This is a genomic window from Flavobacterium sharifuzzamanii (assembly GCF_003254585.1).
In the GTDB taxonomy this organism is placed as follows: domain Bacteria; phylum Bacteroidota; class Bacteroidia; order Flavobacteriales; family Flavobacteriaceae; genus Flavobacterium; species Flavobacterium sharifuzzamanii.
This window is the reverse complement of sequence record NZ_QJGZ01000035.1, coordinates 1-25,363: the sequence shown is the minus strand read 5'-3', so window position 1 is coordinate 25,363 and position 25,363 is coordinate 1. Positions and strand designations below refer to the sequence as shown.

At 32.7% G+C, this 25,363-nt stretch carries 33 protein-coding genes; 7 read left to right on the top strand and 26 right to left on the bottom strand.

Annotated elements, in window-relative coordinates:
- Positions 1–215: 215 nt before the first annotated feature.
- Entirely contained in the window at positions 216–1,376 is a 1,161-nt protein-coding gene (locus DMA14_RS05240) for an MFS transporter (protein WP_111423715.1), read from the top strand.
- A gap of 38 nt (positions 1,377–1,414) precedes the next feature.
- On the opposite strand, the gene DMA14_RS05235 is transcribed toward DMA14_RS05240, so the two are convergent.
- The 6 genes from DMA14_RS05235 to DMA14_RS05210 all read right to left on the bottom strand — a co-directional run bounded on the left by DMA14_RS05235 (position 1,415) and on the right by DMA14_RS05210 (position 6,813).
- The gene (locus DMA14_RS05235) at positions 1,415–2,152 is read right to left on the bottom strand and encodes a protein phosphatase 2C domain-containing protein (RefSeq protein WP_111423713.1); all 738 of its coding nucleotides are present in this window, start codon (positions 2,150–2,152) and stop codon (positions 1,415–1,417) included.
- A 35-nt stretch (positions 2,153–2,187) separates the two neighbouring features.
- A complete protein-coding gene (locus tag DMA14_RS05230) occupies positions 2,188–2,664 on the bottom strand; it encodes a DUF6265 family protein (protein WP_111423711.1) in 477 nt (158 codons plus the stop codon).
- A gap of 380 nt (positions 2,665–3,044) precedes the next feature.
- Positions 3,045–5,354, bottom strand: coding sequence for a type IA DNA topoisomerase (locus DMA14_RS05225; protein ID WP_111423709.1), 2,310 nt, complete (start codon positions 5,352–5,354; stop codon positions 3,045–3,047).
- A gap of 97 nt (positions 5,355–5,451) precedes the next feature.
- Positions 5,452–5,955 carry a hypothetical protein gene (locus DMA14_RS05220; protein WP_111423708.1) on the bottom strand — a complete coding sequence of 168 codons (504 nt, stop codon included), beginning with the start codon at positions 5,953–5,955 and terminating at the stop codon, positions 5,452–5,454.
- A gap of 10 nt (positions 5,956–5,965) precedes the next feature.
- Positions 5,966–6,382 (bottom strand): lysozyme inhibitor LprI family protein, encoded by a 417-nt coding sequence (locus DMA14_RS05215; protein WP_111423706.1) that lies wholly within the window; start codon positions 6,380–6,382, stop codon positions 5,966–5,968.
- 5 nt (positions 6,383–6,387) lie between these two features.
- The gene (locus tag DMA14_RS05210) at positions 6,388–6,813 is read right to left on the bottom strand and encodes a copper resistance protein NlpE N-terminal domain-containing protein (RefSeq protein ID WP_111423705.1); all 426 of its coding nucleotides are present in this window, start codon (positions 6,811–6,813) and stop codon (positions 6,388–6,390) included.
- A 417-nt stretch (positions 6,814–7,230) separates the two neighbouring features.
- On the opposite strand from DMA14_RS05210, the gene DMA14_RS05205 reads away from it, so the two are divergent.
- The 3 genes from DMA14_RS05205 to DMA14_RS05195 all read left to right on the top strand — a co-directional run bounded on the left by DMA14_RS05205 (position 7,231) and on the right by DMA14_RS05195 (position 9,674).
- Positions 7,231–7,602: a GreA/GreB family elongation factor gene (locus DMA14_RS05205; RefSeq protein WP_111423987.1), complete on the top strand. Its 372-nt coding sequence runs from the start codon at positions 7,231–7,233 to the stop codon at positions 7,600–7,602.
- A 185-nt stretch (positions 7,603–7,787) separates the two neighbouring features.
- The gene (locus tag DMA14_RS05200) at positions 7,788–8,774 is read left to right on the top strand and encodes a hypothetical protein (protein WP_111423703.1); all 987 of its coding nucleotides are present in this window, start codon (positions 7,788–7,790) and stop codon (positions 8,772–8,774) included.
- 201 nt (positions 8,775–8,975) lie between these two features.
- The gene (locus DMA14_RS05195) at positions 8,976–9,674 is read left to right on the top strand and encodes a DUF5995 family protein (RefSeq protein WP_238989920.1); all 699 of its coding nucleotides are present in this window, start codon (positions 8,976–8,978) and stop codon (positions 9,672–9,674) included.
- Between the two features lie 4 nt (positions 9,675–9,678).
- On the opposite strand, the gene DMA14_RS05190 is transcribed toward DMA14_RS05195, so the two are convergent.
- The 6 genes from DMA14_RS05190 to DMA14_RS05165 form a co-directional block, all read right to left on the bottom strand.
- Positions 9,679–9,918 (bottom strand): hypothetical protein, encoded by a 240-nt coding sequence (locus DMA14_RS05190; RefSeq protein ID WP_111423701.1) that lies wholly within the window; start codon positions 9,916–9,918, stop codon positions 9,679–9,681.
- Positions 9,919–9,933: 15 nt separating this feature from the next.
- Positions 9,934–10,428: an SRPBCC family protein gene (locus DMA14_RS05185; protein ID WP_111423699.1), complete on the bottom strand. Its 495-nt coding sequence runs from the start codon at positions 10,426–10,428 to the stop codon at positions 9,934–9,936.
- A gap of 35 nt (positions 10,429–10,463) precedes the next feature.
- Positions 10,464–11,279 (bottom strand): DoxX family membrane protein, encoded by an 816-nt coding sequence (locus tag DMA14_RS05180; RefSeq protein ID WP_111423697.1) that lies wholly within the window; start codon positions 11,277–11,279, stop codon positions 10,464–10,466.
- Positions 11,280–11,707: 428 nt separating this feature from the next.
- A complete protein-coding gene (locus tag DMA14_RS05175) occupies positions 11,708–12,088 on the bottom strand; it encodes a hypothetical protein (protein WP_111423696.1) in 381 nt (126 codons plus the stop codon).
- Between the two features lie 104 nt (positions 12,089–12,192).
- A complete protein-coding gene (locus DMA14_RS05170) occupies positions 12,193–12,687 on the bottom strand; it encodes a hypothetical protein (protein WP_111423694.1) in 495 nt (164 codons plus the stop codon).
- Positions 12,688–12,811: 124 nt separating this feature from the next.
- Positions 12,812–13,165 carry a hypothetical protein gene (locus DMA14_RS05165; protein WP_111423692.1) on the bottom strand — a complete coding sequence of 118 codons (354 nt, stop codon included), beginning with the start codon at positions 13,163–13,165 and terminating at the stop codon, positions 12,812–12,814.
- A gap of 140 nt (positions 13,166–13,305) precedes the next feature.
- Between DMA14_RS05165 and DMA14_RS05160 the strand changes: the two genes are divergently transcribed.
- The gene (locus DMA14_RS05160; protein ID WP_111423690.1) at positions 13,306–13,629 is read left to right on the top strand and encodes a hypothetical protein; all 324 of its coding nucleotides are present in this window, start codon (positions 13,306–13,308) and stop codon (positions 13,627–13,629) included.
- A gap of 89 nt (positions 13,630–13,718) precedes the next feature.
- Here DMA14_RS05160 and DMA14_RS05155 read toward each other — a convergent pair whose 3' ends face one another.
- Both DMA14_RS05155 and DMA14_RS05150 read right to left on the bottom strand, forming a co-directional pair.
- The gene (locus tag DMA14_RS05155; RefSeq protein WP_111423689.1) at positions 13,719–14,222 is read right to left on the bottom strand and encodes a hypothetical protein; all 504 of its coding nucleotides are present in this window, start codon (positions 14,220–14,222) and stop codon (positions 13,719–13,721) included.
- 385 nt (positions 14,223–14,607) lie between these two features.
- The gene (locus DMA14_RS05150) at positions 14,608–15,117 is read right to left on the bottom strand and encodes a hypothetical protein (RefSeq protein WP_111423688.1); all 510 of its coding nucleotides are present in this window, start codon (positions 15,115–15,117) and stop codon (positions 14,608–14,610) included.
- A 190-nt stretch (positions 15,118–15,307) separates the two neighbouring features.
- Between DMA14_RS05150 and DMA14_RS05145 the strand changes: the two genes are divergently transcribed.
- Positions 15,308–15,421: an IS3 family transposase gene (locus DMA14_RS05145; protein ID WP_394336008.1), complete on the top strand. Its 114-nt coding sequence runs from the start codon at positions 15,308–15,310 to the stop codon at positions 15,419–15,421.
- Positions 15,422–15,662: 241 nt separating this feature from the next.
- Here the strand turns inward: DMA14_RS05145 and DMA14_RS05140 are convergent, their stop codons facing one another.
- Entirely contained in the window at positions 15,663–16,751 is a 1,089-nt protein-coding gene (locus DMA14_RS05140) for a hypothetical protein (RefSeq protein ID WP_111423685.1), read from the bottom strand.
- Between the two features lie 462 nt (positions 16,752–17,213).
- Between DMA14_RS05140 and prfA the strand changes: the two genes are divergently transcribed.
- Entirely contained in the window at positions 17,214–18,290 is a 1,077-nt protein-coding gene (prfA, locus tag DMA14_RS05135) for a peptide chain release factor 1 (protein WP_111365195.1), read from the top strand.
- A 423-nt stretch (positions 18,291–18,713) separates the two neighbouring features.
- Here the strand turns inward: prfA and DMA14_RS05130 are convergent, their stop codons facing one another.
- The 11 genes from DMA14_RS05130 to DMA14_RS05080 all read right to left on the bottom strand — a co-directional run bounded on the left by DMA14_RS05130 (position 18,714) and on the right by DMA14_RS05080 (position 25,223).
- A complete protein-coding gene (locus tag DMA14_RS05130) occupies positions 18,714–19,088 on the bottom strand; it encodes a hypothetical protein (RefSeq protein WP_111423683.1) in 375 nt (124 codons plus the stop codon).
- 27 nt (positions 19,089–19,115) lie between these two features.
- Positions 19,116–19,475: a hypothetical protein gene (locus tag DMA14_RS05125; protein ID WP_008462338.1), complete on the bottom strand. Its 360-nt coding sequence runs from the start codon at positions 19,473–19,475 to the stop codon at positions 19,116–19,118.
- 47 nt (positions 19,476–19,522) lie between these two features.
- Positions 19,523–19,807 carry a YtxH domain-containing protein gene (locus DMA14_RS05120; protein WP_111423681.1) on the bottom strand — a complete coding sequence of 95 codons (285 nt, stop codon included), beginning with the start codon at positions 19,805–19,807 and terminating at the stop codon, positions 19,523–19,525.
- A gap of 57 nt (positions 19,808–19,864) precedes the next feature.
- On the bottom strand, positions 19,865–20,017 hold the full coding sequence (locus DMA14_RS05115; protein WP_111365189.1) for a lmo0937 family membrane protein: 153 nt from the start codon (positions 20,015–20,017) through the stop codon (positions 19,865–19,867).
- A gap of 36 nt (positions 20,018–20,053) precedes the next feature.
- Positions 20,054–20,701, bottom strand: a complete 648-nt coding sequence (locus DMA14_RS05110) for a porin family protein (RefSeq protein WP_111423679.1) — start codon at positions 20,699–20,701, stop codon at positions 20,054–20,056.
- Positions 20,702–20,733: 32 nt separating this feature from the next.
- The gene (locus DMA14_RS05105) at positions 20,734–21,195 is read right to left on the bottom strand and encodes a DUF4142 domain-containing protein (protein ID WP_238989919.1); all 462 of its coding nucleotides are present in this window, start codon (positions 21,193–21,195) and stop codon (positions 20,734–20,736) included.
- A gap of 242 nt (positions 21,196–21,437) precedes the next feature.
- Entirely contained in the window at positions 21,438–23,225 is a 1,788-nt protein-coding gene (locus tag DMA14_RS05100) for a sensor histidine kinase (RefSeq protein WP_111423676.1), read from the bottom strand.
- A 13-nt stretch (positions 23,226–23,238) separates the two neighbouring features.
- Positions 23,239–23,688, bottom strand: coding sequence for a response regulator (locus tag DMA14_RS05095; RefSeq protein WP_111375939.1), 450 nt, complete (start codon positions 23,686–23,688; stop codon positions 23,239–23,241).
- Positions 23,689–23,709: 21 nt separating this feature from the next.
- A complete protein-coding gene (locus tag DMA14_RS05090; protein ID WP_111365181.1) occupies positions 23,710–24,261 on the bottom strand; it encodes a helix-turn-helix domain-containing protein in 552 nt (183 codons plus the stop codon).
- Between the two features lie 158 nt (positions 24,262–24,419).
- Positions 24,420–24,605: a CsbD family protein gene (locus DMA14_RS05085; RefSeq protein ID WP_095929846.1), complete on the bottom strand. Its 186-nt coding sequence runs from the start codon at positions 24,603–24,605 to the stop codon at positions 24,420–24,422.
- Positions 24,606–24,749: 144 nt separating this feature from the next.
- Positions 24,750–25,223 carry a Dps family protein gene (locus tag DMA14_RS05080; RefSeq protein ID WP_111423674.1) on the bottom strand — a complete coding sequence of 158 codons (474 nt, stop codon included), beginning with the start codon at positions 25,221–25,223 and terminating at the stop codon, positions 24,750–24,752.
- Between the last annotated feature and the right edge of the window lie 140 nt (positions 25,224–25,363).

Below are 25,363 nucleotides of genomic sequence, written 5' to 3'. Positions count from 1 at the left end.
TTATTTTGAATTTGGTTTATAATTAATTTTATTTAGAATAAATAAAAACAATGCAAATGTAGAAATTAAAATAACTTTAACAATTTTATTTTTTTCTCATTTAGTATCGAAATTGTTAAATGTTGATTTTAGAGCATTTAATCAAAATTCTTATTAGAAGTTGTAGTGACATAAACTTTAAAAAGACTTAATTTTGCAGTCTGAAAAACGACTTCATGATTTTACCATTCTTTAAAAAGATTCAAAATACGCCTCGAGGATATCGCATTGCCAACACAGTTTTTTTCTTTCTCTCTGGTTTTGGTTATTCTTCTTGGGTTTCGAGAATCCCACATATACAAGCCCAATTAAAATTATCTGAAGCTGAATTTGGAGCTGTTTTATTTGCTTTTCCAATCGGTTTAATGTTGACGATGCCTTTTACAGGAAAACTGTTAAACAAATACAGTAGCCGTTATATTATGTTGCTTGGTGCGGTTATGTTCAATGTTGCGCTTTCTTTGCCAGGTTTGGCAGCATTTGTTTGGCAGTTAGTTATTATACTTTTGTTCTTTGGAGCTTCTCGTAATATTTTTAATTTATCTATAAATGCACAATCTCTAGAAGTGCAGAAATTATATCCAAAATCGATTATTACGCGTTTTCATGCCGTTTGGAGTATTGCCGTTTTTTCGGGAGCGGGATTAGGTTATGTAATGGTAACGCAGAAAATTGCGCCATCACATCATTTATTGGGAGTGAGTGTTTTTATGCTGGCGTTGACGGCTTGTTTTTACCCGATGAGCATTCACAACGAACCTGTTCCGGTTAAAAAGAAGTTCTTCTCAATGCCAGAAAAGAATCTGGTAAAATTTTCTCTGATTTGTTTTGTTTCTATGGCTTGCGAAAATACAATGTACGACTGGAGCGGAATTTATTTCGAAAATATATTAAAAGCTTCACCAAAACTAACCAGCGCTGCGTTTGTATTTTTTGCTTCGGCTGTAACTTTAGGACGTATTTTTGGAGATTATGGTGTAATGAAATTTGGAACAAAAAAAATCCTGCTTTACAGCGGAATATTAATAACAGCTGGTTTCGGTCTTTGTTTTATTTTGCCTTATGCGTATCCAACTATTTTCGGTTATGTTTTAATCGGATTTGGAGTTTCTTGCGTAGTTCCGTTAGTGTTTAGTATTGCAGGAAGATCTTCAAAATTAAGCAGTGGTTCTGCTTTAACTTCAATATCTACAATTGGCTATCTTGGGTTTTTACTAGTTCCGCCAATGGTTGGTTTTATCTCTGAATATTCAAGCATGAAATGGGCTTTTTTCGTAATGGCGCTTTTAGGTATTCTGATGATTTTTATGGTGAATAAGATTGGGGAGAATGAGTGATTTTTTTTGCAGCGAATAAAAATACTTTATAAATTCATTTATTTAATTATTCTAATAATTGAGAAATCATCTGTTGGTTTTAACCCGAACTCATTTTCTAATATTTTTAGTTTAAAAGCAAACATATCATCCTTTTCAGAGTTTACTTTGTCAATTGTCAAAAATTGAATTACATCAATTTCTTCTTTAGATTTCTTTGGTAGCAATTTTTCGAAAGTAAAAATGCCATCAGTAGAAATACTAATATCGTCTAGTGTATTGAATGTGATTTTTTGGTTTTGTAAATTGTAAAAAGTTTGAAAATCCTCAGTAAGATGAAAACCTAAATAATCGGGTTTGTTGTCTTGTTCAAACTCCGTTATTTTTCCGTTTATATTTACTAGACCATCACCAATTACCAATACAATACCACTTTCTTGTTCTTTGTCAAATACAAGAATTATTAGCGTTGTCAGTAATTCTTTTTCATCAATTAGCAGCTGATTTTTGACAATACGGAGCTCACTTAATAAATCTTGTAAAATAAGCTTTAGATTTTCTTCTGGAAGAATAGGTTCTGACTTTTTTTCAATAAATTCTTTATAACCTTTTTCTATGCAGATTTTTTTTAGAATTTTCCCAACTAGTAAGGAAGCAAATTGACTTTCTAAAGCAGTGGTACAACCATCCATCACAGCGCAAAGAATTTTATTTTTACCATATTCGCCAACAAATAAATGATCTTCACAATTATTTTGATGGTAATCGCCAATTTGAAGCGATGAATATATTCTCATCTAATATTAAATAGGATTACTAAATTTCTATTTGCTTACTTCTTCGTCATAACAAACTTCTCAGAGCTCGGTTTTCCGTTCAGATTTCCAGAAATCTCAGCTGTCAAAGTATTATTGGCACCTTTTGTATACGTAATTTTTTGAGGATAATCGTGTTTTGGATTCTCGAAAACCAATTTTTGTTCTGTTTCAGAAGTTGATGGGAAGAAAACAGGTTTATCGTCGTTTTGACCTTTTACGGTTGCTTTATAAGTCAACGTTTCGCCTAATTGTGCCAAAATAATACTTTCAGAATGAATGGTATCTTTTCCCTTTATAAAATAAGAAACAGCACTAAAAGTACTATCGTTTAATTTTTGCCAGTTTTCAGATAAAACTCCATCTTGAGTTTTGTTTTCCCAGTTCCCGATTAACCAGTCGGCTTTTTTGATTTTATCTTTTTCAACGGTTTCTTTTTTCTGGCAAGAAACTGCGGCCAATACAAGAGCAAAAAGAGTAATTTTCTGAAACATATTTATTAGGTTTTTGATAGCACTAATGTATGAAAAAAATGTTTGCCACAAATTGCACTAATTTTCGCGAATTAATTTTTTGATGCCTGCCACAGATTAGAAGAATTAAAATGATTTTTTTCCTGTGTGTTTTGCACAAGTTTTCTTTTTTTATTTCACGCAGATTTAAAAAGATTTAAGCTGATCCATGCATATTTAGATTAATAAAATCTAATTAATCTGCACAAATCTGCAAAATCTGCGTGAAATAAATTAGTGTAATTCGTGGCAAAAAAAATAAATCTGTGCTAATCATTTTAATCTGTGGCAAATATTATAGACACAGTAATTTTCAAAAAATAATTCGCGGAAATTTGTGAAATTCGTGGCCAAAAAAACTTTTAAACGCTTTCACTCAAAATAGAATAAACCAATTCCTTTGTAGGTTTTTGGTCTTTTAATTTTGCACGAACTTCATCAAAAGTTACTTTAAAATCACAGCCTGATTTGTATTCGGCGCAGCCATAAGCCGTTTTGCCTTTTAGAATCGTTCCTTTTTTGCATTTCGGACAAGTCAAAGCATCCGAACTTTCTTTTGCTTCAGCTTTTTTATCTGTTTTCTTTGGCTCTAGTTTCAGTTTGTAATTTTCTTCAAAACGAATTAAACCCTCAACAGTTCCAGAATCAGTTTTAAAGCCTTTTATATTTACTGTAGAACCTTTTTGTACCAATCTTAAATATTGGCTTTCCGTAATTTTTTTATCATGAAAAACAAAAGGCAGTACAAAATCACAGCCCGATTTGTATTCGCTGCAACCAAAAGCTGATTTTCCTTTTAGTATATTTCCTTTTTGGCATTTCGGACAAGTTTCTGCCGAAATTCCAGCAGCTTTCTTTTTCTCTTTTTCTGCTTTTACAACTGGTTTTTGTATCGTTGCCGCATGCGAAATATTGGCATGTTTGGTTTCGCTTCGAACTTCGTAAACCAAAGCTTCAACCATGCGTTTCATGTTTCTAATGAAAGCCGCAGCGGTGAAAGTTCCTTTTTCAATATCTTTCAATTGTTTTTCCCAAGTTCCCGTAAGTTCAGCCGATTTTACCAATTCATTCTGAATCGTATCAATCAATTGAATTCCTGTTAAAGTTGGTAAAACCTGTTTTTTATTTCGAACAATATACTGACGTTTGAAAAGCGTCTCAATAATATTCGCACGAGTTGAGGGACGTCCGATTCCGTTTTCTTTCATCAATTCGCGCAAATCCTCATCGTCAACCTGTTTTCCAGCCGTTTCCATGGCGCGCAATAAAGTTGCTTCTGTAAACTGATTGGGCGGTTTGGTTTCTTTTTGAAGGAAAGAAGGTTCATGCGGACCTTTTTCGCCTACAGTAAAACTTGGCAATAAATCGGGTTCTTTTTCCTTTGTATTTGGATCTTCAAAAACAACACGAAAACCTTTTTTTAAGATTTCTTTTCCTGTTGCTTTAAAAGTTACATCAGCTGCTTTTCCGATTACGGTTGTGTTGGCAACCAAACAATCATCATAAAAAACAGCAATAAAACGTCTTGTAATAATATCATAAACCTGCTGTTGGTTATGAGGCAGATTGTTTTGAACTCCAGTTGGAATAATCGCGTGGTGATCGGTTACTTTTTTGTCGTTGAAAACCTTTGGCGATTTCTTGATTTTTTTCTCCAAAATAGGCTGAGTCAATTCGGCATAATTGGTCAATTTCTGCAAAATCCCCGGCACTTTAGGATAAATATCCCCAGGTAAAAAAGTCGTATCTACTCTGGGATATGTAATTACTTTCTGTTCGTATAAAGTTTGTGCAATTTTCAACGTTTCCTCTGCTGAAAATCCGAATTTCTGGTTGCAATACACCTGTAAACCTGTTAAGTCAAAAAGCTTTGGAGCATATTCGTTTCCGTTTTTTTTATCTACAGAAACAATTTCAAAATCACTTTCTTTAACTTTTGCCGCTATAATTTCTCCGTCTTCTTTCTTTAGAAACCGACCTTCTTCATAACTAAAAAGCGTTTCTCTGTACAAAGTCTGCAATTCCCAATACGGTTGAGGTTTAAAGTTTTCTATTTCTCTAAAACGATCCACAACCATTGCCAGCGTTGGTGTCTGCACACGGCCAATCGATAAAACCTGTTTATAACCGCCATGTTTTACGGTATACAAACGCGTTGCATTCATTCCTAAAAGCCAATCTCCAATGGCTCTAGAAAATCCAGCATAGAATAAATTATCGTAATTAGAAGAAGGTTTTAGGTTTTCAAACCCTTCTTTAATAGCTTCTGTAGTAAGCGATGAAATCCATAAGCGCTGAATTTCACCTTTATAATGGGCTTCATTCATCACCCAACGCTGAATCAATTCTCCTTCTTGTCCAGCATCCCCGCAGTTTATAACCACATCGGCTTTTTCGAAAAGGCTTTTAATAATTTTAAACTGTTTCTGAATTCCGGAATTTTGAACGACTTTGGTTTCAAATTTCTCAGGAAGCATAGGAAGATTGTTCAAATCCCAGCTTTTCCAGTGCGGTTTATAATCGTTGGGTTCTTTTAAGGTGCATAAATGCCCAAAAGTGTAGGTCACAGCGTAGCCATTGCCTTCATAATATCCGTCATGTTTGGTATTCGCGCCCAAAACAGATGCGATTTCGCGTGCTACACTTGGTTTCTCAGCAATACAGACCTTCATTTTTCCTTTTCTTATTTGTAGCGAAATTAAGGAATTTTGAAGAAAGGGGCAAAGGCTCTAAGATTCTAAGTTGTTCGTGCAAATTCGAAAAATGATTTTAGAAGATTATATTATATCCCAAAAGTTTTGCAATTGAACAAATTATAAATGCCAAACTAACAATAGCCACGAGGTTCAAAAAAAAGATATAAGTTTTTCCTTTTATAATAAAATTTTCAGGACAATCTGCACTGTAAAGTATTTTGACTTTTTTATTTATATTTTCCTGATACGACCGAAATTTATCTACGTCTGATGAGGAATGAATAAGTGGAGTTCCTTTAAAAAACTTTCCGTCAGAAGTTTGAAACTCAATTATAGGGGTTTTATGACCATCTTCATCTGAGTCGTAAGCAACGATTTTTTCGAAAATTTCGATTCCTGTTTTATCAATGTCACTTAAAAAATTAAGAACTAAGATTGATACTGATAAGAGTAAAACACCTAATAGTAATAAAAAATAGAATATGTCATAATATATCAAAAATGCACTCACGAAAAAGAAAACGATAGAAAAGATTGGAGTATATTTTTTTAAAACAATTATAAGAGAATGATTCATTTCTAATTTTTTAATATTCTAACATTTTGTAATATACTTCCAATTCGACTGCTCTTGCTTTTACAATTTCTTTCTTTTTATTTTCGGCAACAGCATACCACATGGTTCCTTGCTTTACTTCGTAAAAGTATTTCGAAATAAAGCTATATTCTTTGTCGCGATAAACAAGCCATTGCTTTTGAGATTCCTTCAAAGTTTCAAAGGCTTCTTTTGGGAGTTTCGTTTTCAGTAAATTGTAATATTTGTTCAATTCTTTGTCCCAAGATTCACGAGCTTGTATGGTGCAATTGCACATGTCGGCATTAGAAATGTTGTCTTTATTAAGACATTTTGATTCTAAAACATCAATTGGATTCTCTTTTTTGGTTTGTGAAAATGCTACAATTGATAGAAGAAGAAGAAAAATCAAAACAAATATTTTTTTCATTTCATTTATACTTTAAAAATATCAATTCTTCTCATCCATAAGATTTCCGATTCTAAAAATTGAAGTTTTGTCTTCACTATTTTATCACTTTTATCCCTCGGATTTTTAGTGACAAATCTTGCAGTAGAATGGCTAAAATCTAAAGTATATTTTTCGTTTAAATCTGTTGTTTTATCAGAAGAGAAAGTAATCAGATTGTCTTTTTCGCTCCATTTTCCTTTTCCATATTTATTGACTTCTTGCGGAGTTCCGCCTTGTATATTGGAATAGTAATGAAACTCAAATGTTCCGTCTTGATTTAAAGTAAGTGCATATTCAAGTTTATGATTTTCGCTAGAAAGAGAACGAGTGTAATCACCAGCAAATTGATTGGACTGTGCAAACAAATTTAATTTTAAAATTAAAAGTAATGTGGTGATTATTAGTTTCATTTGTTTTTAGGATAGTTTAAGAGTTTTTTCAAAAGTAAATGGTTTAAAATCAAAATCCTTACGTAAAACCATATTCGTAAAGTTATAATTTTTTTATTGTCAGAAAATAAGCTTATCTTGCTAACATATTACAATTAATATTATAATGATCACTGCAAATTTTTATTTAATAAAAAGCTGTCTGATGTGCTTAATGTGCACATTGCTGTATTTGCATGACGATACTTTCTTGAAAAGCTCAAAAGAGTTTATTTCTTTTGCCCTGTCACAACTCTAGGCAGGGGATATTTTACCATTTAATTTTTATTATTTAATCTCATTTATTCAGGATATGATATCGTTGAATATGCCGTTTTGCGCGCTGTTCACTGTAGAGTTGTGTCATATCTTAGAAATAATGAAGCAAACAAGAAAGTCATGTCACAACATATAATTTTAACTACAGGAACCTACGATTTAATTAAAGATCACGTAAGAAGAAAAAAAGTAACCGCTCAAGAAGAAGAACTTTTATTAGGGCAGCTAAAACATGCCACGCAGGTATTGCGAAAAAATCTTCCAGAAGATGTAGTTTCTATAGATCGAAAAGTCACATATAAAGACCACATCAATAACGAAGAAAAAACAATTCTTCTAGTTGGTCCAGAAAAAGCAAAAGTGAGTAAAAACAAGATTTCGGTTCTTTCAGATGAAGGAATTGCAATGATAGGCTACAAGGAAGGTGATATTGTTGAATGGCCTGCTAAAAAAGGAAATCTTAAATTGGAGATTTTGAAAGTAGAAGAGTAGGTACAATCCCGTTTCGTTTTAAGTTTAGTAACAATCCCAAAAGAGTTTTCTTTTGGGATTTTTTTATGAAATTAGTTTTGCCAAAAACAGACTCAAATGTGTTAAATGTTAAATCAATTTTGTAATTATATTTTTATATTTTTGACGGCACAACCACCAATCCCAATTAACAAACTAACCATTCTATGAACGACTTTTTCTCAAAAGCAAATTTGCCTAAAATTTATAATACCGCTGCAATATTAGCATTTGTATATGCTGGTTTAATGCTAGTTTTTTCAATTTACAAAGATTTCATTTATGTCGACCAAACTTGGCTTCATGGTTTAACAGTCAATGGTTTTTCTGTTTTCAGCAATCTAATCTGGATAGGACTTCTTATTGTACTTAAAGTTCTTTTGAATAAAACATTCCAATACAATAAAGCGAATTCTTTAATAAATGTTTCTTTCATTTTTTTAGCAATAGGAGTTTATTCTGTTGGGATAGTTTTTTTTAAGGCATTAAAAGTATATTTTTCTTCCGACGATGCAAATGCATTACTCTCTTTTGGTGCAAGTTCTATTTCGAGTGCCATACTGTTAATGTTATCGAGTGTAGTGCTAATCGTAATTGATATTATTTTAGGAAACCGTCTTAGAAAAATTGATATTGTCTTGAAAGACTACTTTAAAATCTTAGGTTTTTCGTTTATAGTTTATGGAGTCGTTTCGGCGCTTCAAATGGTAAAAGTCATTAACAGCGATATCATTGTGTTTTTGCCAAAAATAGTTTTGATTGTAGTTTTAGGAAATATTTTTATGGAAGTTTCTAAAATGAATCCTGCAGATTTGCCGTCTGAGCCAGAACCTAAAGTTGCGGTTAATTATGCTCCTGCTAAAACTTTCTCTGAAAATAAAGCTGAAAAAGTAGAGAAAATAAACGTTTCATATAGAAAGAAAGAAATCGCTGTGCAGCAAACCATTCCAAGTTTTGATATTAACGAACTTGAAAATAAAGAGGAAATACTTTCTTATTTTGAAAATCTCTCAAACGATGAAAAAAACAGATTGGGAGTTGTAGTTGCAAAAAACTATAATCAGGATTTGACGGCCGAACAGACAAAGAATCTTATTTTGTATTACATCACAGAGAAAAAACTATACGACCATAATCGATTTGCACCGAAATAAGCAGTTTTTCGTTTTGATTTTCAATACACACAGTTGATAGAATCCGTTCAATGAACGGTTAAAATAATTAAATTCGTTCTTCTCAATTTAAGCATAACCAATTATAAATGAGTATGAAACAAGCTGAAACTATAGACGAGGTAATTCTGTTATTGGGATCAGATAATAGAAAAATCAAAAATAGACCAGAGTAATTTAGGTTTGTTTGCCATTTTATATCGCGAAGTTACTTTAAGAGTAAAGGAAGGCATTCTGGCAGGTTCTTTCCAGAACGGGGAGCGAATGGAAAAACTCGATGTTATTTTTGCCAATCGATATTTGAAAGCGTATTATCAATATCAAGCCAAAGAAAAACCGTCTGAATGTTGGGCATTTGCTTTTGAACAAGCCGAAAATTTCTGGCCAATAGTTTTACAGCATTTGCTTCTTGGAATTAATGCACATATTAATCTCGATTTAGGAATTGCTTCAGCAGAAGTTTCTACAGTTGAAGATATCGAAGATTTAAAAGCCGATTTTGATAAAATAAACTTCATTTTGAGCAATCTCGTTGGAGGTGTCGAAAAATGCCTCATCAAAATTTGGCCAACGCTTACGTGGATATTAAAGTTTACGGGCAAAGTAGACAACTTCTTTATAGATTTCAGTATGGAAACGGCAAGAAACGGCGCATGGAAATTTGCTAACGAATTTGTAGCAGTTCCAGAAAATGAAAGAGAAGCCTGTACGCAATTAAGAGATCAGAGAATAACAGAAATTGCGCGATTGGTTTCGAATCCAGGATATTTTGTCAGCGCTGTTTTCAAATTCATTCGTTTATTTGAAAGAGGAACTGTTGCTCAAAAAATAATAGACATGCAGATTATGGAAGAAAAAAACATGGAATGTGTTGTGGCGTGATGAATTAGGTGTTAAAAACAATCAGCAACATTACGAAACCTCCCAAGCAAAGAACTCCAATCATATGATTTCGATTACTATTATCATCTTTTTTCTGATTACTTCCGCTTGGTGACCAGAAACTTGCAAATGTCCTGAAATCATTGTCGTTGGAAAGAGTCCATAAATTGTAGCCAAGAAATCGTACTGAAGCTCCTAAAAACTCCAGAATAATACGACCCGCTATTATCTGTTCAAGATCCATTTTAAGCGATTTAGTTTAATTATTAATCATAGGATTCAAATTCTCATCTTTATTACGTAAATCCAACCCGCCTTCGTAAACCGATTTCAGATTGGTCAAGTAAAAATGCCAGCCGTTGGAACAGCCTAGTCTGATATATTGTTTCGAATTATCATCTGTTGGAATGTTATGATGGCGAAGTTCTACAATTGTATAACCATTTTCTTCACTCAATTTTATATCTACGAGACACGTTCCTTCAAACGTAAACTGCAATCGGTCTTTTCCGTTGACAGAAGTTATTTTTCCTTTCATGGCATCATCATACAAATACCAAAGCCATTCATAAGCATTGCCTCCAGAAACATTTTGATCTTTGCTGATTGGTTCTTCGTTAGCATCAAAAAAAGATACCTTTTCTAGAAACCATTTTTCCAGTTCGTTAGCAATTGTCCAAGCGTTGTAAATGTCGCTGAGCGGAGCTTTAACGGCTATTTTTTTTGTGAAAGAAGTCCAATCGAAGTTTTCCATGGGGTTAATTTTTAGTTTAGTTTTTCTAAATTATCTCAGCTCGCCAAAACCTGTTTTTTAGAATCGTTTGTTAGTGCAATTACCAATGCGATTCCGCAGAAAAGTAAAGCAATAATGGCACGTACAATTTCATTTCCGCTACCAACAGTTGGATTTGCAACAGCATCTTGAATATGGAAGAAAAGTACAAAAAGTAAAAGCATTAAAGCCAAAAGTAGCGAAATAGGTTTTATCCAAAGCTTAAAAATAATCGAAATGCCCGAACAAATAAGCGCAACGCCTACAAAATAAGTCCAAAACATAGTTCCTGGCAACCATTTTGGAACCATTGTAGACACAAACTCGGCAAAAAGAAAATGGCTTAAACCAAACAAAAGCATTAAAAGCGAATAGAAAATTCGCCCAACCGGAATAAGTTTTTCTAGAAATTTGTCAAATTTGCTTTCGCTTTTGTTCGCACTATAGGAACCTGCCAATACAAACGCTCCACCACTATACGTGAGTTCTTCAATAGCATTGATCCAAATTTGTGTGGCGTTGGTTTTATCGGTATTAAAAATGAAAATAAACGGAAGATGAGAAACCATAAAAGCGGCAAGAAAAGCAAAACCTAAATAAAGACAGACTTTTCTGGTGTCAATAAATTTAATGGTAACGATTCCCGAAATAATAATTCCTGCCAATATTAAAACAATTCCCGTAAGGATAGAAAAAACAGGATATTGATGCGCCCAAGCGGGAAAAGGTGATAAAATTTCAGATCGAAAATCTTTAATAATAAGCTGATGTACTCCTAAAGTAATAATGCCAATACCGTAAAATAAACGGCCGAGTTTAATAAGTCCTTTCATTAATAGTGGTTTTAGATAGTAAATTTGTTTTTGGTATAACCAAATATATAAATTTATTGCTAAAATACTGATTTAATGAGGGTTGGTTTTTTGCGGTTTGTCGTTCGCCAGTTTATCCGCGTAGTAACCACACAGTATTGTCATTTCGAGGAACGAGAAATCTTCGCAAGTAGCTCCGCAACAATTTTCAATATTGTAACCACAAAGTATTGTCATTTCGACGTAAGGAGACCCGAGCGTTAGCGAACTGGCGAAGCAAATCACACGAGAAATTCCGCAAAGTATACTTGCCAATCTTTGTAGAGTTACTCGCGAAGATTTCTCCTTACGTCGAAATGACAAAACTAGAAGGAAATAGAATGAGAAAATAGACTTCCTACTTAGATTGCGTTCACGAGCAGGACGCTCGCGCCACCTCAGGATTGTCACTAAATAACTTCTTCAAGTTTGTAAACTTCTCCCCATCTATTTAGTAAGCGACTATCATAAATGTTGAAGGGAATAATTGAACTATCTTTTTCGGTAGACAATCCGGTAAATGTCCAAAATAAATCCTCAAACGTACAAACCAAATATCCTCTATCATTAAATGAGTAATCTCCAACAATCTTATAATTTTGTAAATGTTCAATATCGAGCTCATCCATAGGACGAAAGGCATCAACGATCTTTTTTGTTAGCTCAACTTTACCATTCTTAAAAAACTCCAATTGATTTTGGTAGATTATACAAAAAAACAAACCACCTGCATGAAGATCAGTATTTGCGATTAAACTTGACTGATACTTTTTGTTAATTTCTATTTTCATTTAGTACATTGTTCATGAGTGTATTCAATTTGTGAAGATTGCGTGCACGAGGGGTACGCTCGCGCTAGCGGGGGATATTATTAGCTTAGTTGTTTGCCATCGGGTTATAATAATCGATATCTGCGTATCTTTATATATCTTAAAATGAAATAAATTATAAAACTTATTATAAGATAAAAAGATGCTTTAAAATAAATTCCTAAATAAAAAGAAATAAATTTATCTCGATAATATTCTGCAGGAGCATCTCTCAAGAAAAAGTCATTGGTTAAACTACTTTTGTAAAGTGGTTGTTTATTTAAATTTAAATCAAGATACTCTTCTTTGCCTGCTATTAGTCTTATTTTAGAATTATTACTCAATAATCTTCCTTCGACAACAAAATGTCCTATTCCGTTATCTGCTCCTGTATCTTGAGTGCCACTTTCTATAAATAAAAAATCATCAGTCATGTATAATTTTTTATTCTTAAAGCTTTTTATATTTTCATATTCTGCAAAATATCTATCAGAACAAATGTCTACGACTGTTACAATTAAAGAGGCCATTACATTAAAAATAACAGTGATAACAATAATCATTTGTAAGATGCTTTTCATTTTTTGTTAATGGTTAAGTATTCTTTCTACTAGAATGTTTGATTAAGTTTTAATCTGTAATATTGGAGCAGTCTACAAATCCTTAATCAATTCGCTTGGATGAATTTTTAAAGCTTGTGCAATTTTACTCACACAACAAAGTATCAAAATCAACATGAAGTTGACTTGTATCTTGGTCAATATTAACCCAATTGAAATTTCTTAAAACATAGGCATTTCCTCCATCAATTTTAACCCATTCATCTATTCCTTTTGCAGCATTTGTCAAATCGTTTTTTGGTGTCATTCCAATGGGAGCAACGTAGCTTCTGTTTTTTGTTAAGGGTTTGCAAGTACTCGTTTCTATTTCTGATTGCGTAATATATTTTGATTTTGTTAAAGTAGGAAGTGTATTGTGTACTTGAAGTGGAGTCATAGAAGTACAAGAAGTAAGAAATAAAATCACTCCAATAAGATTTAGTTTAATTAGTTTATGCATTTTAGATAGGTTTAGTTTTTATCAAATATAAGATATTTCATGTAAGTTTTAAATTCGGTTGTATACGCCTGATTGTTTACAATCACTTAAAAATAATCTGTTATTTCTAATTTCGTTTTTGAAATAAAAAACAGAAAATCATGGAAACACAAAATAAAGAAAGAACCGAAGAATTGTTAGAATTGATAAATAAAGGAAGCTACTTCAGCAAACTAAAACCAGTTCCAAAAGAGACCAACTCGTATACAATACCGCTAAAAGTATCTTCTTATAACGAATTAAATCTAATGGTTTCAGATTTGCTAAAGGCAAGTATTATTTTGCTTAATCCTGATGCAAACGGTTTGTCGAGTTTTACAAAAGACAATAATGTCAATGTAATGACTTTGCTTGAAATTGCCTTGCAGTTATTGCCAGAAGATGAAATGGAGTTGCTGGATGATTTGTGTAGGTTTCATCTATAGTATTGATAAAAAAAGAGCACAAAGTCGGAGACACTTGGGTACGTTTAGAATGAACTCTTAGAAGAGAAGTGGGTTTCTTTTTTTGAAATTTATTTTGTTACAAGAAAAAACATGGTTACACCAATAAAAATAAAAAAAAAGATTGTATCAGCTACAGTAATTTTTCGCTCGTCTAGAAGATCGGTTTTACCGTTTTTTGCAGGAACAACTAATTCCTTTCCTTGAATTTTTAAACTTAAGTATCTTAAAAATTGAAAAAGTAATAATGTAATTAATGTGCTTCTTAAGCCAAGAGAAGCATGGCCATTGACGAATGCTAATTCTACCGAATCTTTGATAGAAAGAAAAATGCAAAAATGAATTATTCCAATTACAGTCCAAATTAAAAAATAATTGAAATTACGAAGAGCTCGATATTGAGAACTGTAAATAAAAAATTGAGTTCCGAATCCGTAGAAAGACAATACTCCTTTTAGATGAATTTGGTTTATTGCACCATAACTTAATAAGAAAATAGAAAGCAATAAATAAGAACAAATAGTGATGATATTCCACTTTGTTAATTGGTAACTGCGAATAAATTTATTTTTCATTAAAGGCAAAAAACTCTTTTTATTTATCAAATTTATGAATAAAAAAGTTGTGAATTATGTTTTTAATATAGGTTTAGTAAACCCGTGCTACGCAAATGTCTCTGACTTTGCGCCATTTTTGCTATCGTTAATTTGAAAACAGAAACGTCTCAAAGCCTCTGACTTTATATCACTTGTGCTTATAAAAATAAGCATTTTAGAACGATTCGTAAAAAGTCGGAGACTTTTGAGAGGCTTTGCGATTCATAATAAACAAAAAAAAACGCAAAGTCAGAGACATTTGCGCAGTTTTTTAGTTGAAGACCTTGGGGAGTGGGGGGCTTCTGAATTCAAAATGTATGTTTACGAGCGAGGCGTTCGTCGCAGTAAGAATATTGTTAAAATGTTAATCATAAACTACCTCGCCAACATTTACTTTAATGAGCTCACGTTCATCTGTTTTAACAAAGTAGACAACATAATTGCCAAGGAAATTGACTAAACTGGTTTCATACAATTTTTGCTTTCTATCTTTATTATAAAATCTAGAGGACTCAACAAATTCTTTAAAATTAATTAACTTGTTTATTGCAGAACCTTTTTGGATGTCTTGTTTTTCAAAAAATAGATGTTGTTTGTCATTGCTATCTTTAATTAAATACCATTTGGGGTTAACTTTTGATTGATATACATATTCATTATCGAGTTTAAAATAAAGCGTATCTTTTATTTTATTTTGAACGACATTCCAATCTTTATCACGTCTTGGATAATAGGAAGTATAGCTTAACTTTCGAGGTTTAATAAATTCATCTCCATTTACAAAAAAAATAGTATATTTATTAGTCAGAGAATCTTGAAGTTTGTTATCATCGACAATCCCCGTGCTACGCAAATGTCTCTGACTTTGCGCCATTTTTGCTATCGTTAATTTGAAAACAGAAACGCCTCAAAGTCTCTGACTTTACATCAATCGTGCTTATAAAAATAATCATTTTAGAACGATTCGTAAAAAGTCGGGAGACTTTTGAGAGGTTTTCGGATTTATAAGAAACAAAAAAACGCAAAGTCAGAGACATTTGCGTAGCTTTTCAGTTGAAGACTTCGTGGAGCGGAGGGAAATAATCGAATATATTGTCTATTATAACAACGACAGATTAAAACTTAATTTAAAAGGAATGAGCCCGATACAATATCGAGCTCATTATCATAAAAATTAATTATAAATTCGTCCAAACTTTTGGGTGCAGCCTAGAGACATTTGCGTAGTTTTTAAGTTGAACGCTTTGTGAAGCGGGGCTATTTTATATTATTTTTGGTTTGTTTTGGTTTAAAAATTTAAATAACAAGTATATCATATACAAGATAAATAAATTAAATATAACTACAATGATTTGCCAAATCCCTACTGATAAGCTAAAATCGTAAAATGTCTTTTCCATAAATTTTTAATTTTAATGACTAATTCCTGATTCCCGATTCAATATGTCCATTTGTATTATTAACAACAATTTCGTAAGTGACAAGTTGACCATATACATCACCAATTCCTTCTATACCAGTTCCATATGTAATTTTACCTTCGAGCGTTATAGTTGTTTTATTTCCAACAGTGTTTTGGCGATACGTTGTTTGATGCCAAGTATAACCCAATGTGAGCCCCCAACTATCAGTTGTTACCGAATCTATTGAAAAAGGTTTTCCAATATTTTTATTCTGAACTATATTGACCGTAATTCCTGCCCATGGAAGAAGATAAAAATTCGCCTTGGCCAAAACTTGGTTTTTCTGCTCTTGTGTTAATTCAAAAAAAGTCATACTAAAAGCCGATGGGTCACTTGCATTAATGGTTTGTAATAATTGTCCATCTGATGTTACAGCGCCACTTCCATCAGCACCACCACCATATCCTCCGCCGCCACTGCCATCGCCACTGCCACCGCCACCACAAGAAATCAAATATATTATCTCGTAACTACCATCATCATAGGTTTTAACCAAATAAAGACAAGTTTCATCCTCAAGTTTTATTTTGCTACTTATTGAAGACGATATTGTTTTATTTCCGCGAATGCTAAAATAAGAAATTTTATTTTGAGAATCTAAAACAGTAATAAATCCTTCAAAATTCGATTTTACATTATAAAAGTTGAAGCTCTTATCATTTGTAGCAAAATCACTTTCGTTAGTTGAAATTACAACATGAGATAATTTATACATATCGTTTTTATCTACGACAAAAACTAATCTATTATATGTTTTCAGTGATTCGTCATTATTTTTTACAGCAATTTTGTCCTCCAAAATTAGAGGGACTTCAACTACTTTTCCTTTTTCTCCATCAGTAACTATTGCTTGCTCCCAATCTACTTTTTTGGTGTATTTTAGAATCGATAGCTCGGGATTGGTCTGTTGAAACCAATTTTTAGCATTGACAACTGAGGGGTCTTGATTGCTTACTTCAGTACTTTCATTTTCACAATTTGTTAGCGTCATCGCAATGCTGAAAATAAGAATTACTTTTAGCACATTTTTAATTTTTTTTCTCATTTTTTAGTTTTTGGTTTTTAAAGTTAATAATCTACTTATACAATGCTCTGGCTTGTTAAGCATTTTTGTTAATAATGAAATTAAAAGTTGTTTTTCTCGGATAAGTATTTAGTTTTATGAATTTAAATTTAATTGCTTCTTAATTTTGATTTATTGCTGTTATAAATTATGTAAATGGATTAGTTTTTTTTTTTTTTTTTCAAAACTAACTGGTTTAAAATCAAAATCCTTACGTGAATCCGTAAGCTCAATAAATAAATCAAAAAATTTTTTTAGGCAAACAAAAAAGAGCTTATTAGACCGTAAACTTTCTGCCTAAAAAGATATAGCGGATAGCAGGAAACAGCTCCTAAAAACCAATGTAATTCCACTAAATATTCAACTTAAATTCCACAAAAAATGAACACTAGAATTTTCGATAAAAATTTTGTAATTTTGCCGTCCAATAAAAGGAATTAGAAAATGTTAGATAGACTTCAATATGTAAAGCAACGTTTCGATGAGATTTCGGATTTGATTATTCAGCCGGATGTTATTTCTGATCAAAAACGTTATAAGCAGCTTAACCAAGAATATAAAGGGATAAAAGCGCTTGTTGAAAAGAGAGAAGAGTACATCATAATTTTAGCAAATATTGACGAAGCAAACGAAATTATTGCTGACGGAAGTGATGCTGAAATGGTGGAAATGGCCAAAATGCAATTGGATGAAGCAAAAGAACGTCTGCCAGAATTGGAGGAGGAAATCAAATTTATGCTTATTCCTAAAGATCCTGAAGACGCGAAAAACGTAATGGTGGAGATCCGCGCCGGAACGGGTGGGGACGAAGCAAGTATTTTTGCAGGTGACTTATTCAGAATGTACACGAAATATTGCGAATCTATGGGATGGAGATCATCTGTTGTAGATATGAATGAGGGTACTTCTGGAGGTTTCAAAGAGGTTATTTTTGAAGTTACTGGAGAAGATGTATACGGAACTTTGAAGTTTGAAGCGGGTGTTCACCGTGTACAGCGTGTTCCGCAGACAGAAACTCAAGGACGTGTGCATACATCGGCTGCAACGGTTATGGTTTTGCCAGAAGCAGAGGAGTTTGATGTTCAGGTAGATATGAACGATGTTCGTGTAGATTTCTTCTGTTCATCGGGACCTGGAGGACAGTCAGTAAATACGACGAAATCGGCTGTACGTTTAACGCACATTCCAACAGGTTTGGTGGCGCAATGTCAGGATGAGAAATCACAACACAAGAATAAAGATAAAGCTTTGATGGTATTACGTTCTCGTTTGTACGAAATGGAATTGGCCAAAAAGCAGGAAGAAGATGCTAAAAAACGTAGTTCTCAGGTAAGTTCTGGAGACCGTTCGGCAAAAATCCGTACGTACAACTACGCGCAAGGTCGTGTAACCGATCACCGTATTGGTTTAACGCTTTACGATTTAGGAAACATCATGAATGGTGATATTCAGAAAATCGTTTCTGAGCTTCAGTTGGTTAATAATATGGAGAAATTGAAGGAAGCTTCGGAGGTGTACTAATTGTACACAGGTTCAAAGGGACATAGTTACAAAGGTTCAGAGGTTTTTTTCTCTTTGAACTCAATATATTTAAGCCGAACATTTGTTCGGCTTTTTTTGTGCCAAAAAAAAGATTGGAAAAAGCTTAGAATCTTAGTATCTCAGAAGCTTAGCAACTCAAAAAAACATAGCCAGCGGTTTCAACCGCTTGAACGCAAAGTATTGGGATAAAAGTGAGAAAGGCTAAAAAAAAGATTCAGAGACACAAAGCTTTTAAACTTTGCACCTCTGAACCTTTGTGACTTTGTACCTTAAAAAAGGCTATACTCCTAAAAATACTCTCGTATATTCAAAACATTTATATAGATTCGAGTAAACGTATACACCATTTTTTATTACTATTTCGCTAAACTTTTCCATAATAATTAAATTAAGTTAGACAAATTACTCTCTAGACGGTTCGTATTGAGAATCTTCTTCATGTTCAGAAGATTCATGATGAGGTTTCGAAACGAGATTGGTTACAATAAGCTGAACGATAGATCCAAGGATTCCTTTGAACATCGAATCGCCTTTTCCGACAATAAATCTTTTGGCGAGATAACCAATTCCGATACTGATTGCAGACTGAGCGATATGGCTTTTAAAGCCTACAGTTTCGTTGATTTCTTCGACTGTGTTTCTGATGAGATTAATGGGTTTTAAATTGTTCTTAATCTCGTCAATTTCGTCTTTTATGTCGCACCATTCTTTATCTTGGCGAATTTCTAATTCCTCAATTTTTCGATTTAACTGATCAATATTGTAAATGGCTTCCATAGTCTTTTATATTATTAATGAATTAAATCAGTTCTTTGTTTCCTTAAGAATACTGGAGATAATGGTATTTCCAATTGGCGTTTTTATCAATTTATGGTGTGATTTTACCACAACAATTACTAGAATAAGATAGAATAGCGCCATGATAAAAAAACCGTAGTAATACTCTCCAAGTTCTTTTCCAATCCATAAACTAATCCCGATATTCAGGAACAAAGTAAAAAATGCAACAACAATACCAATCGCTATCTTTGAAGCTAATGATGAAGCACCATCGGCAACAGAACATACTGTTTTTAGTTTAAGTAATTCTAAACTTGTTTTAGCATAGTTCTCTGCCTTTTCATAAAGATTTAAATTCTCGTTTGTTGTTGCATTTGGTTCCATGATATAAGGTTTTATGGTTTGAAAATTTCACTAATTAATATTTGATATTAATAGTTTGATTTTACTGTTTTAACATCGTCTTTTAGCGTGTTGTAATCTTCTTTAACTTGGTTAAGTTTAGATTTTCCTTCTTCGATAATTTCTTTACCGTTTGAAGTGATTTTGTTTACAACGCCATCAAATTTTGTTTTCAAGTTATCGCTATAATCTCTTGATTTGTCTTTGATTTTTTTTCTTGTATTTGATCCTTTGTCTGGTGCAAATAAAACACCTATGAATGCTCCCGCGGCTGCGGCTCCTAAAATTCCTAAAATTGTGCTACTAGTTTTCATAATAAATAATTTAATGGATTAATATTTAATAATTTGTTGATTTAATAAATGTGATTTTTAGACTTCGCGACCTTTAATTAAGCGAAGCAATACAGCAATAATGGCAATTACGAGCAGAATATGAATAATGCTTCCGAAACTGTAAACAAAGAACCCAAGAGCCCAAAGTATCACCAGAATCACTGCGATGGTATATAATAAGTTTGACATGGCTTTTATTTTAGTGGTTAATAATCAATTTCTCGTTTAGTTTAACTTATACGAAAGGTATAATGAAAGATTACTGTTTTTGGCATCTGGAAACGTGTAGGTAGTTCCTGCAACGGTTCTTTCTTTCCCTACAGTAGTTAAACCATAATTGTAACGTAATCCGATGCTGATTGGATTAAAATCGACTCCAACACCAGCAGATAAACCTGCATCAAATTTGTTTAGATCGTCTGTGTCAATATTTTGGTCAAAATCAACAGTACCGTTGCCACTTACTTTAGAACTTACTAGATAAGACGCATAACCACCGGCATGGATGTTAAAGTTTTTAGTAACATTAACTCTCACTAAAAGTGGCAGTTCGATATAATTAAGTCTAAATTTTGCATCCCCACTTGCAAAAGCGCTATTGTACTCTAATTTTGAACCTTTTGTGGTAAACAAAAGCTCTGGTTGAATGGCTACAAAATCTGAGATAGGAAGTGTAGCGTAAACTCCAGCATTAAATCCGTATAAAATATTGTTGTCATCTACATCATCTCCGCTACCATATAGGTTAGACATGTTGAATCCTCCTTTTACACCGTATTCGGTATTTACATTATTGTCCTGAGCGTGCAGCATTCCGAATGATGCTGTTAAAAAAAGTGTTAAGGCGCATAAAAAATTGGCTTGTAATTTCATAGTAAAAAAATTAGTTAATAGATAATAGGCGTTTATTCATTTTGTTTTTTTATTCGTTCAGTCTCGCGTAAGAGTCTGTATTGTTGTGGCAGAAAGCGGAGAACGAGCTCTAGAATTTCTTTATCATTTGTTTCTCTAGAAATGGTTTCGAGTAGCTCAATCTGGTCACAGATCGCTTCTGTCATGGCGTCTAAATAGATATTGTTAAAATTGTTGTTGCTTGCGTCAATGAGGTTGTACAGGTCTCTTTTGTGCGTGGCATTTATTTCAGTAATGACAATGAGCTTTGATGTGGCCATTTTGGTTATTGCTTCCAGCAATTGGCTCTCTTGAACTTCTATTCTTTTGCTTAATTCCTGAACAATTACATCTGAACTTTTTTGTTGTGCAATTTGACTTTTGGAAATAATGGACTTACTTACATTTGCCGTAGATATAAAAAAGAAAACCTCTGTTTCTTCTCTGTCATTTTTTGCAAAAGCTTGGTTTTTCAAAGTATTTTCAATCGGATTAATTTTTCTGCAAGACGTGATGCATAAAACTAAAAGGAATGAAAAAAGAACTTTAAAAATTGAAGCTTTTAAGGGGGGAATTGCTTTCATTATTACTTCCTAAAGTATTACATTACAAAGATGGCAACGAATGAAAGATTTTGCTTTACAGCATAAAAAAGAAACGTTATATAATTCCCATAATGGATTTATATAACGCTTTTTATGTGCTTTTTTAATGAAGTTTAATCGGGTAAAAATACCGTAAATACTGAGCCTTTTCCTAAAGTACTATCGGCTACAATATGGCCTTTGTGGTTCTCTACAATCTTCTTGCAGATTGCCAATCCGATTCCGGTTCCGGGATAATCTGTTTTGGAATGTAGACGCTGAAAAAGAATAAAAATGGTTTCTTTAAACTGAGGGTCAAATCCCATTCCGTTATCCGTAAAAGTGATTTTATGAAACTTCTTTATCGACTGTTCTAGTATTTCTGGATAATCGGCTGAAAATACTTTTTCGCTCGAAATAGAAATTTCAGGATTTACATCGGGCTGACTATATTTTAATGAATTTCCAATTAAATTGATAAACAGCTGTTCGATCTGATACGGAATAACAGAAAGCTTCGGAAGTTTGCCAATACGCTGAATTACCGCTTTCTTTTCTTCAATTACTTCACCCAATTCAGATTCGGCATTGTCCAAAAGTTCGTTAAGGTTCATTTTAATGAATTCCTTTTTGGTTGTATTCGTTCTTGAAAATAAAAGAAGATCGTCTATTAAAACACGCATTCTTTTTGCCGAGCTTTCTATTTTTGTGATGTAATTTTTACCGCTTTCAGACATAACTTCTTTATCTGCGCTGGAAACTCTAGAAATAAAAGTCTGTATTTTTCTAAGCGGTTCTTGTAAATCGTGACTAGCAACATGGTTAAAAGAAGCCAGTTCTTTATTGCTTTTCTCCAGCTCTTTATTTCGTTCCTGAAGTTCGATATTCAAAAGATGTTCGTCTGTAATGTCAAAATTAATTCCGAGCAAAATTTTACTGCCTTGCTGGTCAGTTACCAATTTACCTGTAGTTTTAAAATAGCGCACTTCAAAATCTGGACGTACAATTTTATAATACACAAACGGGAGGTGCTTTTTATCTACAATTCCGTCTATTGCCTTAGCGACAGATTCTTTGTCGTCAGGGTGAACATATTTGATGAGTGTGGTTTTATTAGGTGCAAAGGATCTTGGCTCGAGGCCTAATAATCGGAATTGGTTGTCTGAAAAGTCAATTTTGTCAGAATCCAAATCCCATTGCCAAGTGCTGAATTTACCAATATTTTCAGACTCAGAAATTAAACCGGTAGAAATAAGAAGTTTTTTATTGAATACTTTCAAGCGTTCAAAATCGCGGCTAATTTGACGATATGCCAATAAAATAAAACTCAAAGCCACCAGAAATAGTGAAATCGAAAACAACGGACTCAAAGAAATTTCTGAATCGTAAATTTTAAGTCTTTTCTTTAAGAAATCCTTCTCGATATCGTTCATTTCATCGACCTTAAAGCGGATATTTTCCATTAGAATACGACCGCCAAACATATGATTGTCTAGTTTTCTTTTATCGTAGGTTTTTGGATCGCTATATTTTAGGCAGTTTTCAAAAGAAACAAAACGCTGGGTAATGAGTTTAAAAAGCTTTTGGAGATTTTCTTGTTGTATCGGATTATCGGCAGTCAGTTTTTTTAAGGTAATAAAAGAAGTATTTACCTTGTCTCGAGAATAAATATACGGAGTCAAAAAACGGGCATTGCGAGTGATAATGTATCCTCGCTGGCCCGTTTCTGCATCTTTAATAGCCGACATTAACCGTTCGAGCTGGATGTTGATTTCGTACGTATGCATAACCAGTTTGCTCGATTCATTCAAGTCCTGGTTATGTTTGTAAGCAATTGAAGAAAGAAATAACAGAATGAAAACTGCGATTACAAAAATAACTCTCAAAGAGTTTGAAGAATTAAAATTTGGTATCCACTTCATTATTGGTATGCTTTTATTTTAGTCGCAGCAAGAAATTATCACGGTTTAAACCTGAAGTATGATAATGCCAATTTACAGTCACGACTTCATTAATTATTTTTTTGAGTGTATTGAAATCGCTTGGCTTTTTGATATAAATATTGGCACCTTGAATAAAGGTATCTTCGATATCTTCTTCGGAGGAAGAAGTAGAATAAATGGCAATAATTATATCTTTTAAATGATCCGTTTTTTTGATTTCAATCAAACATTCTTTACCTGTTTTCTTAGGCATGTTTAAATCTAGAAACAAAATATCTGGAAGTTTATTGTCTGTGTTCATTAAATGATCCATAAGTTGCATACCGTCATGAACAAAACTTACATTAGTTTGAATTTTTATTTCTTCAAAAGCATCTTTAAAGAAAAGACGGTCATCTTCATCATCATCGGCCAATAAAATGTGTAATGCGTTTTTTTGCATTGTAATGTGGTATTTGGGTTTTTATTTTAAATTTTCTCTACGTTTCTTAATAATTCTCTGAAAAGCAGAAGGAGTAATTCCAGTTGTGTTTTTAAACTGCGTACTCAAATGCGCAACACTCGAATAATTGAGTAAAAAAGCAATTTCGGTCAAACTCATTTCATTGATAATAATCAATTGTTTTGCTCTTTCAATTTTCTGTAAAATAATAAAATTTTCTATAGAAGAATATGTTACTTCAGAGAAAACATTAGATAAATATCCGTAACTGTGATTTAGCTTTTCTGCCAAAAACACAGAACTTTTGTAATTATTGTTGTCGTCCATAAATACAAGCTCGATAATGGCATCTTTTATTTTTTGGACCAATACACTTTTTTGATTTTCAACTACTTCAAAACCGCATGGAGCCAATTTGCTTTTTAAATTCTCCAAAGCTTCGGCATCAAGATTGTCTTCAATCTCAATTTCGCCAAATCCCAGAGTTGTAAAATTTACATTGTTTTGTTCCAGATTTTGTTTTAAATAAAGAGAGCAAATTGTATTAATGTCGAACTTTATAAATAGTTTCATTTTATAGAAATTTGGTTAAAGATACTTAATTTATTTGGTGTTTTTGCTTTTAAATGGCACAGAATTACGTCAAAATACGATTTTAAAATAAAATTTTCAAAAAAATACCGTCTAATATTTTTTACTAGACGGTATTTCCCTGATTGAGTTGCAAAGGGTTACAATTCTGACAGGATTTGATGAAATTCCTCTTTTGTTTTTCCCAGTTTCTGCTGAAGTCTTCCGTACATTTCGTCTTCTTTTCCTTCAGCAAACATCAAATCGTCATCTGTTAGCGTTGCAAACTTTTGTTTCAGTTTACCTTTCAACTCGTTCCAGTTTCCTTTTATCTCGGTGGTATTCATGATGTCTCTTTTAAGTTTTTTATTGTATTGTAAAATTGCAAATTATAAATCGGCTCCGTGTTACATTTATCTTTCCTTCTGTTGTATAATTTTCATTTTATAATGAAAATTGAAGAGTCAAGAATTGCAACTCATAACTCATAACTAAACCTGATATCTTCTCAGAATCCAAGCCATTTTTTCATGCTCTTGAAGTAATCCTGTAACAAAATCGGCAGAACCAGCATCGTTGGTTTCATTTTCAAAAACCGGAATATAATTTCTAAATTCTGTTACCAGCTGTTCGTGATTTTCTAAAAGTTCAGAAAGCATGTCTTTTTGTGAAGCATATTCTTTTGGAGATTCTTTCAAGGTCGAATTATCAATAAACTCCTTCATTGTTCCAATTGTTTTTTCTCCCAATTGATTAATGCGTTCTGCAACTTCATCAATTTGAGCTTCAAGAACGCGGTATTGCTCTTCAAATAATTTGTGCAGTTCCATAAAACTGTTTCCAGAAATATTCCAATGAAATTTTCTCGTTTTTACATACAAAGTCATTTCGTTTGATAAAATCGTAGCTAGTATAGAAGCGCTCTTTTTTAAGTTTTTTGGTGTAATTCCGATATTTGGGCTCATAATTGTCTTTTTAATGGTTTATTTCAAAGTTACTTTTGATTCCAATTTTTCAATTACACAATTTTTGATAGATGTTATAGAATTCAATGTTAATTAGATAATTTAGAATAAAGTATGATTAATGTAACTTGAGCGAAGCG

Excerpts from the sequence above, each read along its gene's own strand:
- DMA14_RS05240 (WP_111423715.1), top strand. The coding sequence starts at position 216 with ATGATTTTACCATTCTTTAAAAAGATTCAAAATACGCCTCGAGGATAT.
- DMA14_RS05235 (WP_111423713.1), bottom strand. The coding sequence starts at position 2,152 with ATGAGAATATATTCATCGCTTCAAATTGGCGATTACCATCAAAATAAT.
- DMA14_RS05230 (WP_111423711.1), bottom strand. The coding sequence starts at position 2,664 with ATGTTTCAGAAAATTACTCTTTTTGCTCTTGTATTGGCCGCAGTTTCT.
- DMA14_RS05225 (WP_111423709.1), bottom strand. The coding sequence starts at position 5,354 with ATGAAGGTCTGTATTGCTGAGAAACCAAGTGTAGCACGCGAAATCGCA.
- DMA14_RS05220 (WP_111423708.1), bottom strand. The coding sequence starts at position 5,955 with ATGAATCATTCTCTTATAATTGTTTTAAAAAAATATACTCCAATCTTT.
- DMA14_RS05215 (WP_111423706.1), bottom strand. The coding sequence starts at position 6,382 with ATGAAAAAAATATTTGTTTTGATTTTTCTTCTTCTTCTATCAATTGTA.
- DMA14_RS05210 (WP_111423705.1), bottom strand. The coding sequence starts at position 6,813 with ATGAAACTAATAATCACCACATTACTTTTAATTTTAAAATTAAATTTG.
- DMA14_RS05205 (WP_111423987.1), top strand. The coding sequence starts at position 7,231 with ATGTCACAACATATAATTTTAACTACAGGAACCTACGATTTAATTAAA.
- DMA14_RS05200 (WP_111423703.1), top strand. The coding sequence starts at position 7,788 with ATGAACGACTTTTTCTCAAAAGCAAATTTGCCTAAAATTTATAATACC.
- DMA14_RS05190 (WP_111423701.1), bottom strand. The coding sequence starts at position 9,918 with ATGGATCTTGAACAGATAATAGCGGGTCGTATTATTCTGGAGTTTTTA.
- DMA14_RS05185 (WP_111423699.1), bottom strand. The coding sequence starts at position 10,428 with ATGGAAAACTTCGATTGGACTTCTTTCACAAAAAAAATAGCCGTTAAA.
- DMA14_RS05180 (WP_111423697.1), bottom strand. The coding sequence starts at position 11,279 with ATGAAAGGACTTATTAAACTCGGCCGTTTATTTTACGGTATTGGCATT.
- DMA14_RS05175 (WP_111423696.1), bottom strand. The coding sequence starts at position 12,088 with ATGAAAATAGAAATTAACAAAAAGTATCAGTCAAGTTTAATCGCAAAT.
- DMA14_RS05170 (WP_111423694.1), bottom strand. The coding sequence starts at position 12,687 with ATGAAAAGCATCTTACAAATGATTATTGTTATCACTGTTATTTTTAAT.
- DMA14_RS05165 (WP_111423692.1), bottom strand. The coding sequence starts at position 13,165 with ATGCATAAACTAATTAAACTAAATCTTATTGGAGTGATTTTATTTCTT.
- DMA14_RS05160 (WP_111423690.1), top strand. The coding sequence starts at position 13,306 with ATGGAAACACAAAATAAAGAAAGAACCGAAGAATTGTTAGAATTGATA.
- DMA14_RS05155 (WP_111423689.1), bottom strand. The coding sequence starts at position 14,222 with ATGAAAAATAAATTTATTCGCAGTTACCAATTAACAAAGTGGAATATC.
- DMA14_RS05150 (WP_111423688.1), bottom strand. The coding sequence starts at position 15,117 with ATGGCGCAAAGTCAGAGACATTTGCGTAGCACGGGGATTGTCGATGAT.
- DMA14_RS05140 (WP_111423685.1), bottom strand. The coding sequence starts at position 16,751 with ATGAGAAAAAAAATTAAAAATGTGCTAAAAGTAATTCTTATTTTCAGC.
- prfA (WP_111365195.1), top strand. The coding sequence starts at position 17,214 with ATGTTAGATAGACTTCAATATGTAAAGCAACGTTTCGATGAGATTTCG.
- DMA14_RS05130 (WP_111423683.1), bottom strand. The coding sequence starts at position 19,088 with ATGGAAGCCATTTACAATATTGATCAGTTAAATCGAAAAATTGAGGAA.
- DMA14_RS05125 (WP_008462338.1), bottom strand. The coding sequence starts at position 19,475 with ATGGAACCAAATGCAACAACAAACGAGAATTTAAATCTTTATGAAAAG.
- DMA14_RS05120 (WP_111423681.1), bottom strand. The coding sequence starts at position 19,807 with ATGAAAACTAGTAGCACAATTTTAGGAATTTTAGGAGCCGCAGCCGCG.
- DMA14_RS05115 (WP_111365189.1), bottom strand. The coding sequence starts at position 20,017 with ATGTCAAACTTATTATATACCATCGCAGTGATTCTGGTGATACTTTGG.
- DMA14_RS05110 (WP_111423679.1), bottom strand. The coding sequence starts at position 20,701 with ATGAAATTACAAGCCAATTTTTTATGCGCCTTAACACTTTTTTTAACA.
- DMA14_RS05100 (WP_111423676.1), bottom strand. The coding sequence starts at position 23,225 with ATGAAGTGGATACCAAATTTTAATTCTTCAAACTCTTTGAGAGTTATT.
- DMA14_RS05095 (WP_111375939.1), bottom strand. The coding sequence starts at position 23,688 with ATGCAAAAAAACGCATTACACATTTTATTGGCCGATGATGATGAAGAT.
- DMA14_RS05090 (WP_111365181.1), bottom strand. The coding sequence starts at position 24,261 with ATGAAACTATTTATAAAGTTCGACATTAATACAATTTGCTCTCTTTAT.
- DMA14_RS05085 (WP_095929846.1), bottom strand. The coding sequence starts at position 24,605 with ATGAATACCACCGAGATAAAAGGAAACTGGAACGAGTTGAAAGGTAAA.
- DMA14_RS05080 (WP_111423674.1), bottom strand. The coding sequence starts at position 25,223 with ATGAGCCCAAATATCGGAATTACACCAAAAAACTTAAAAAAGAGCGCT.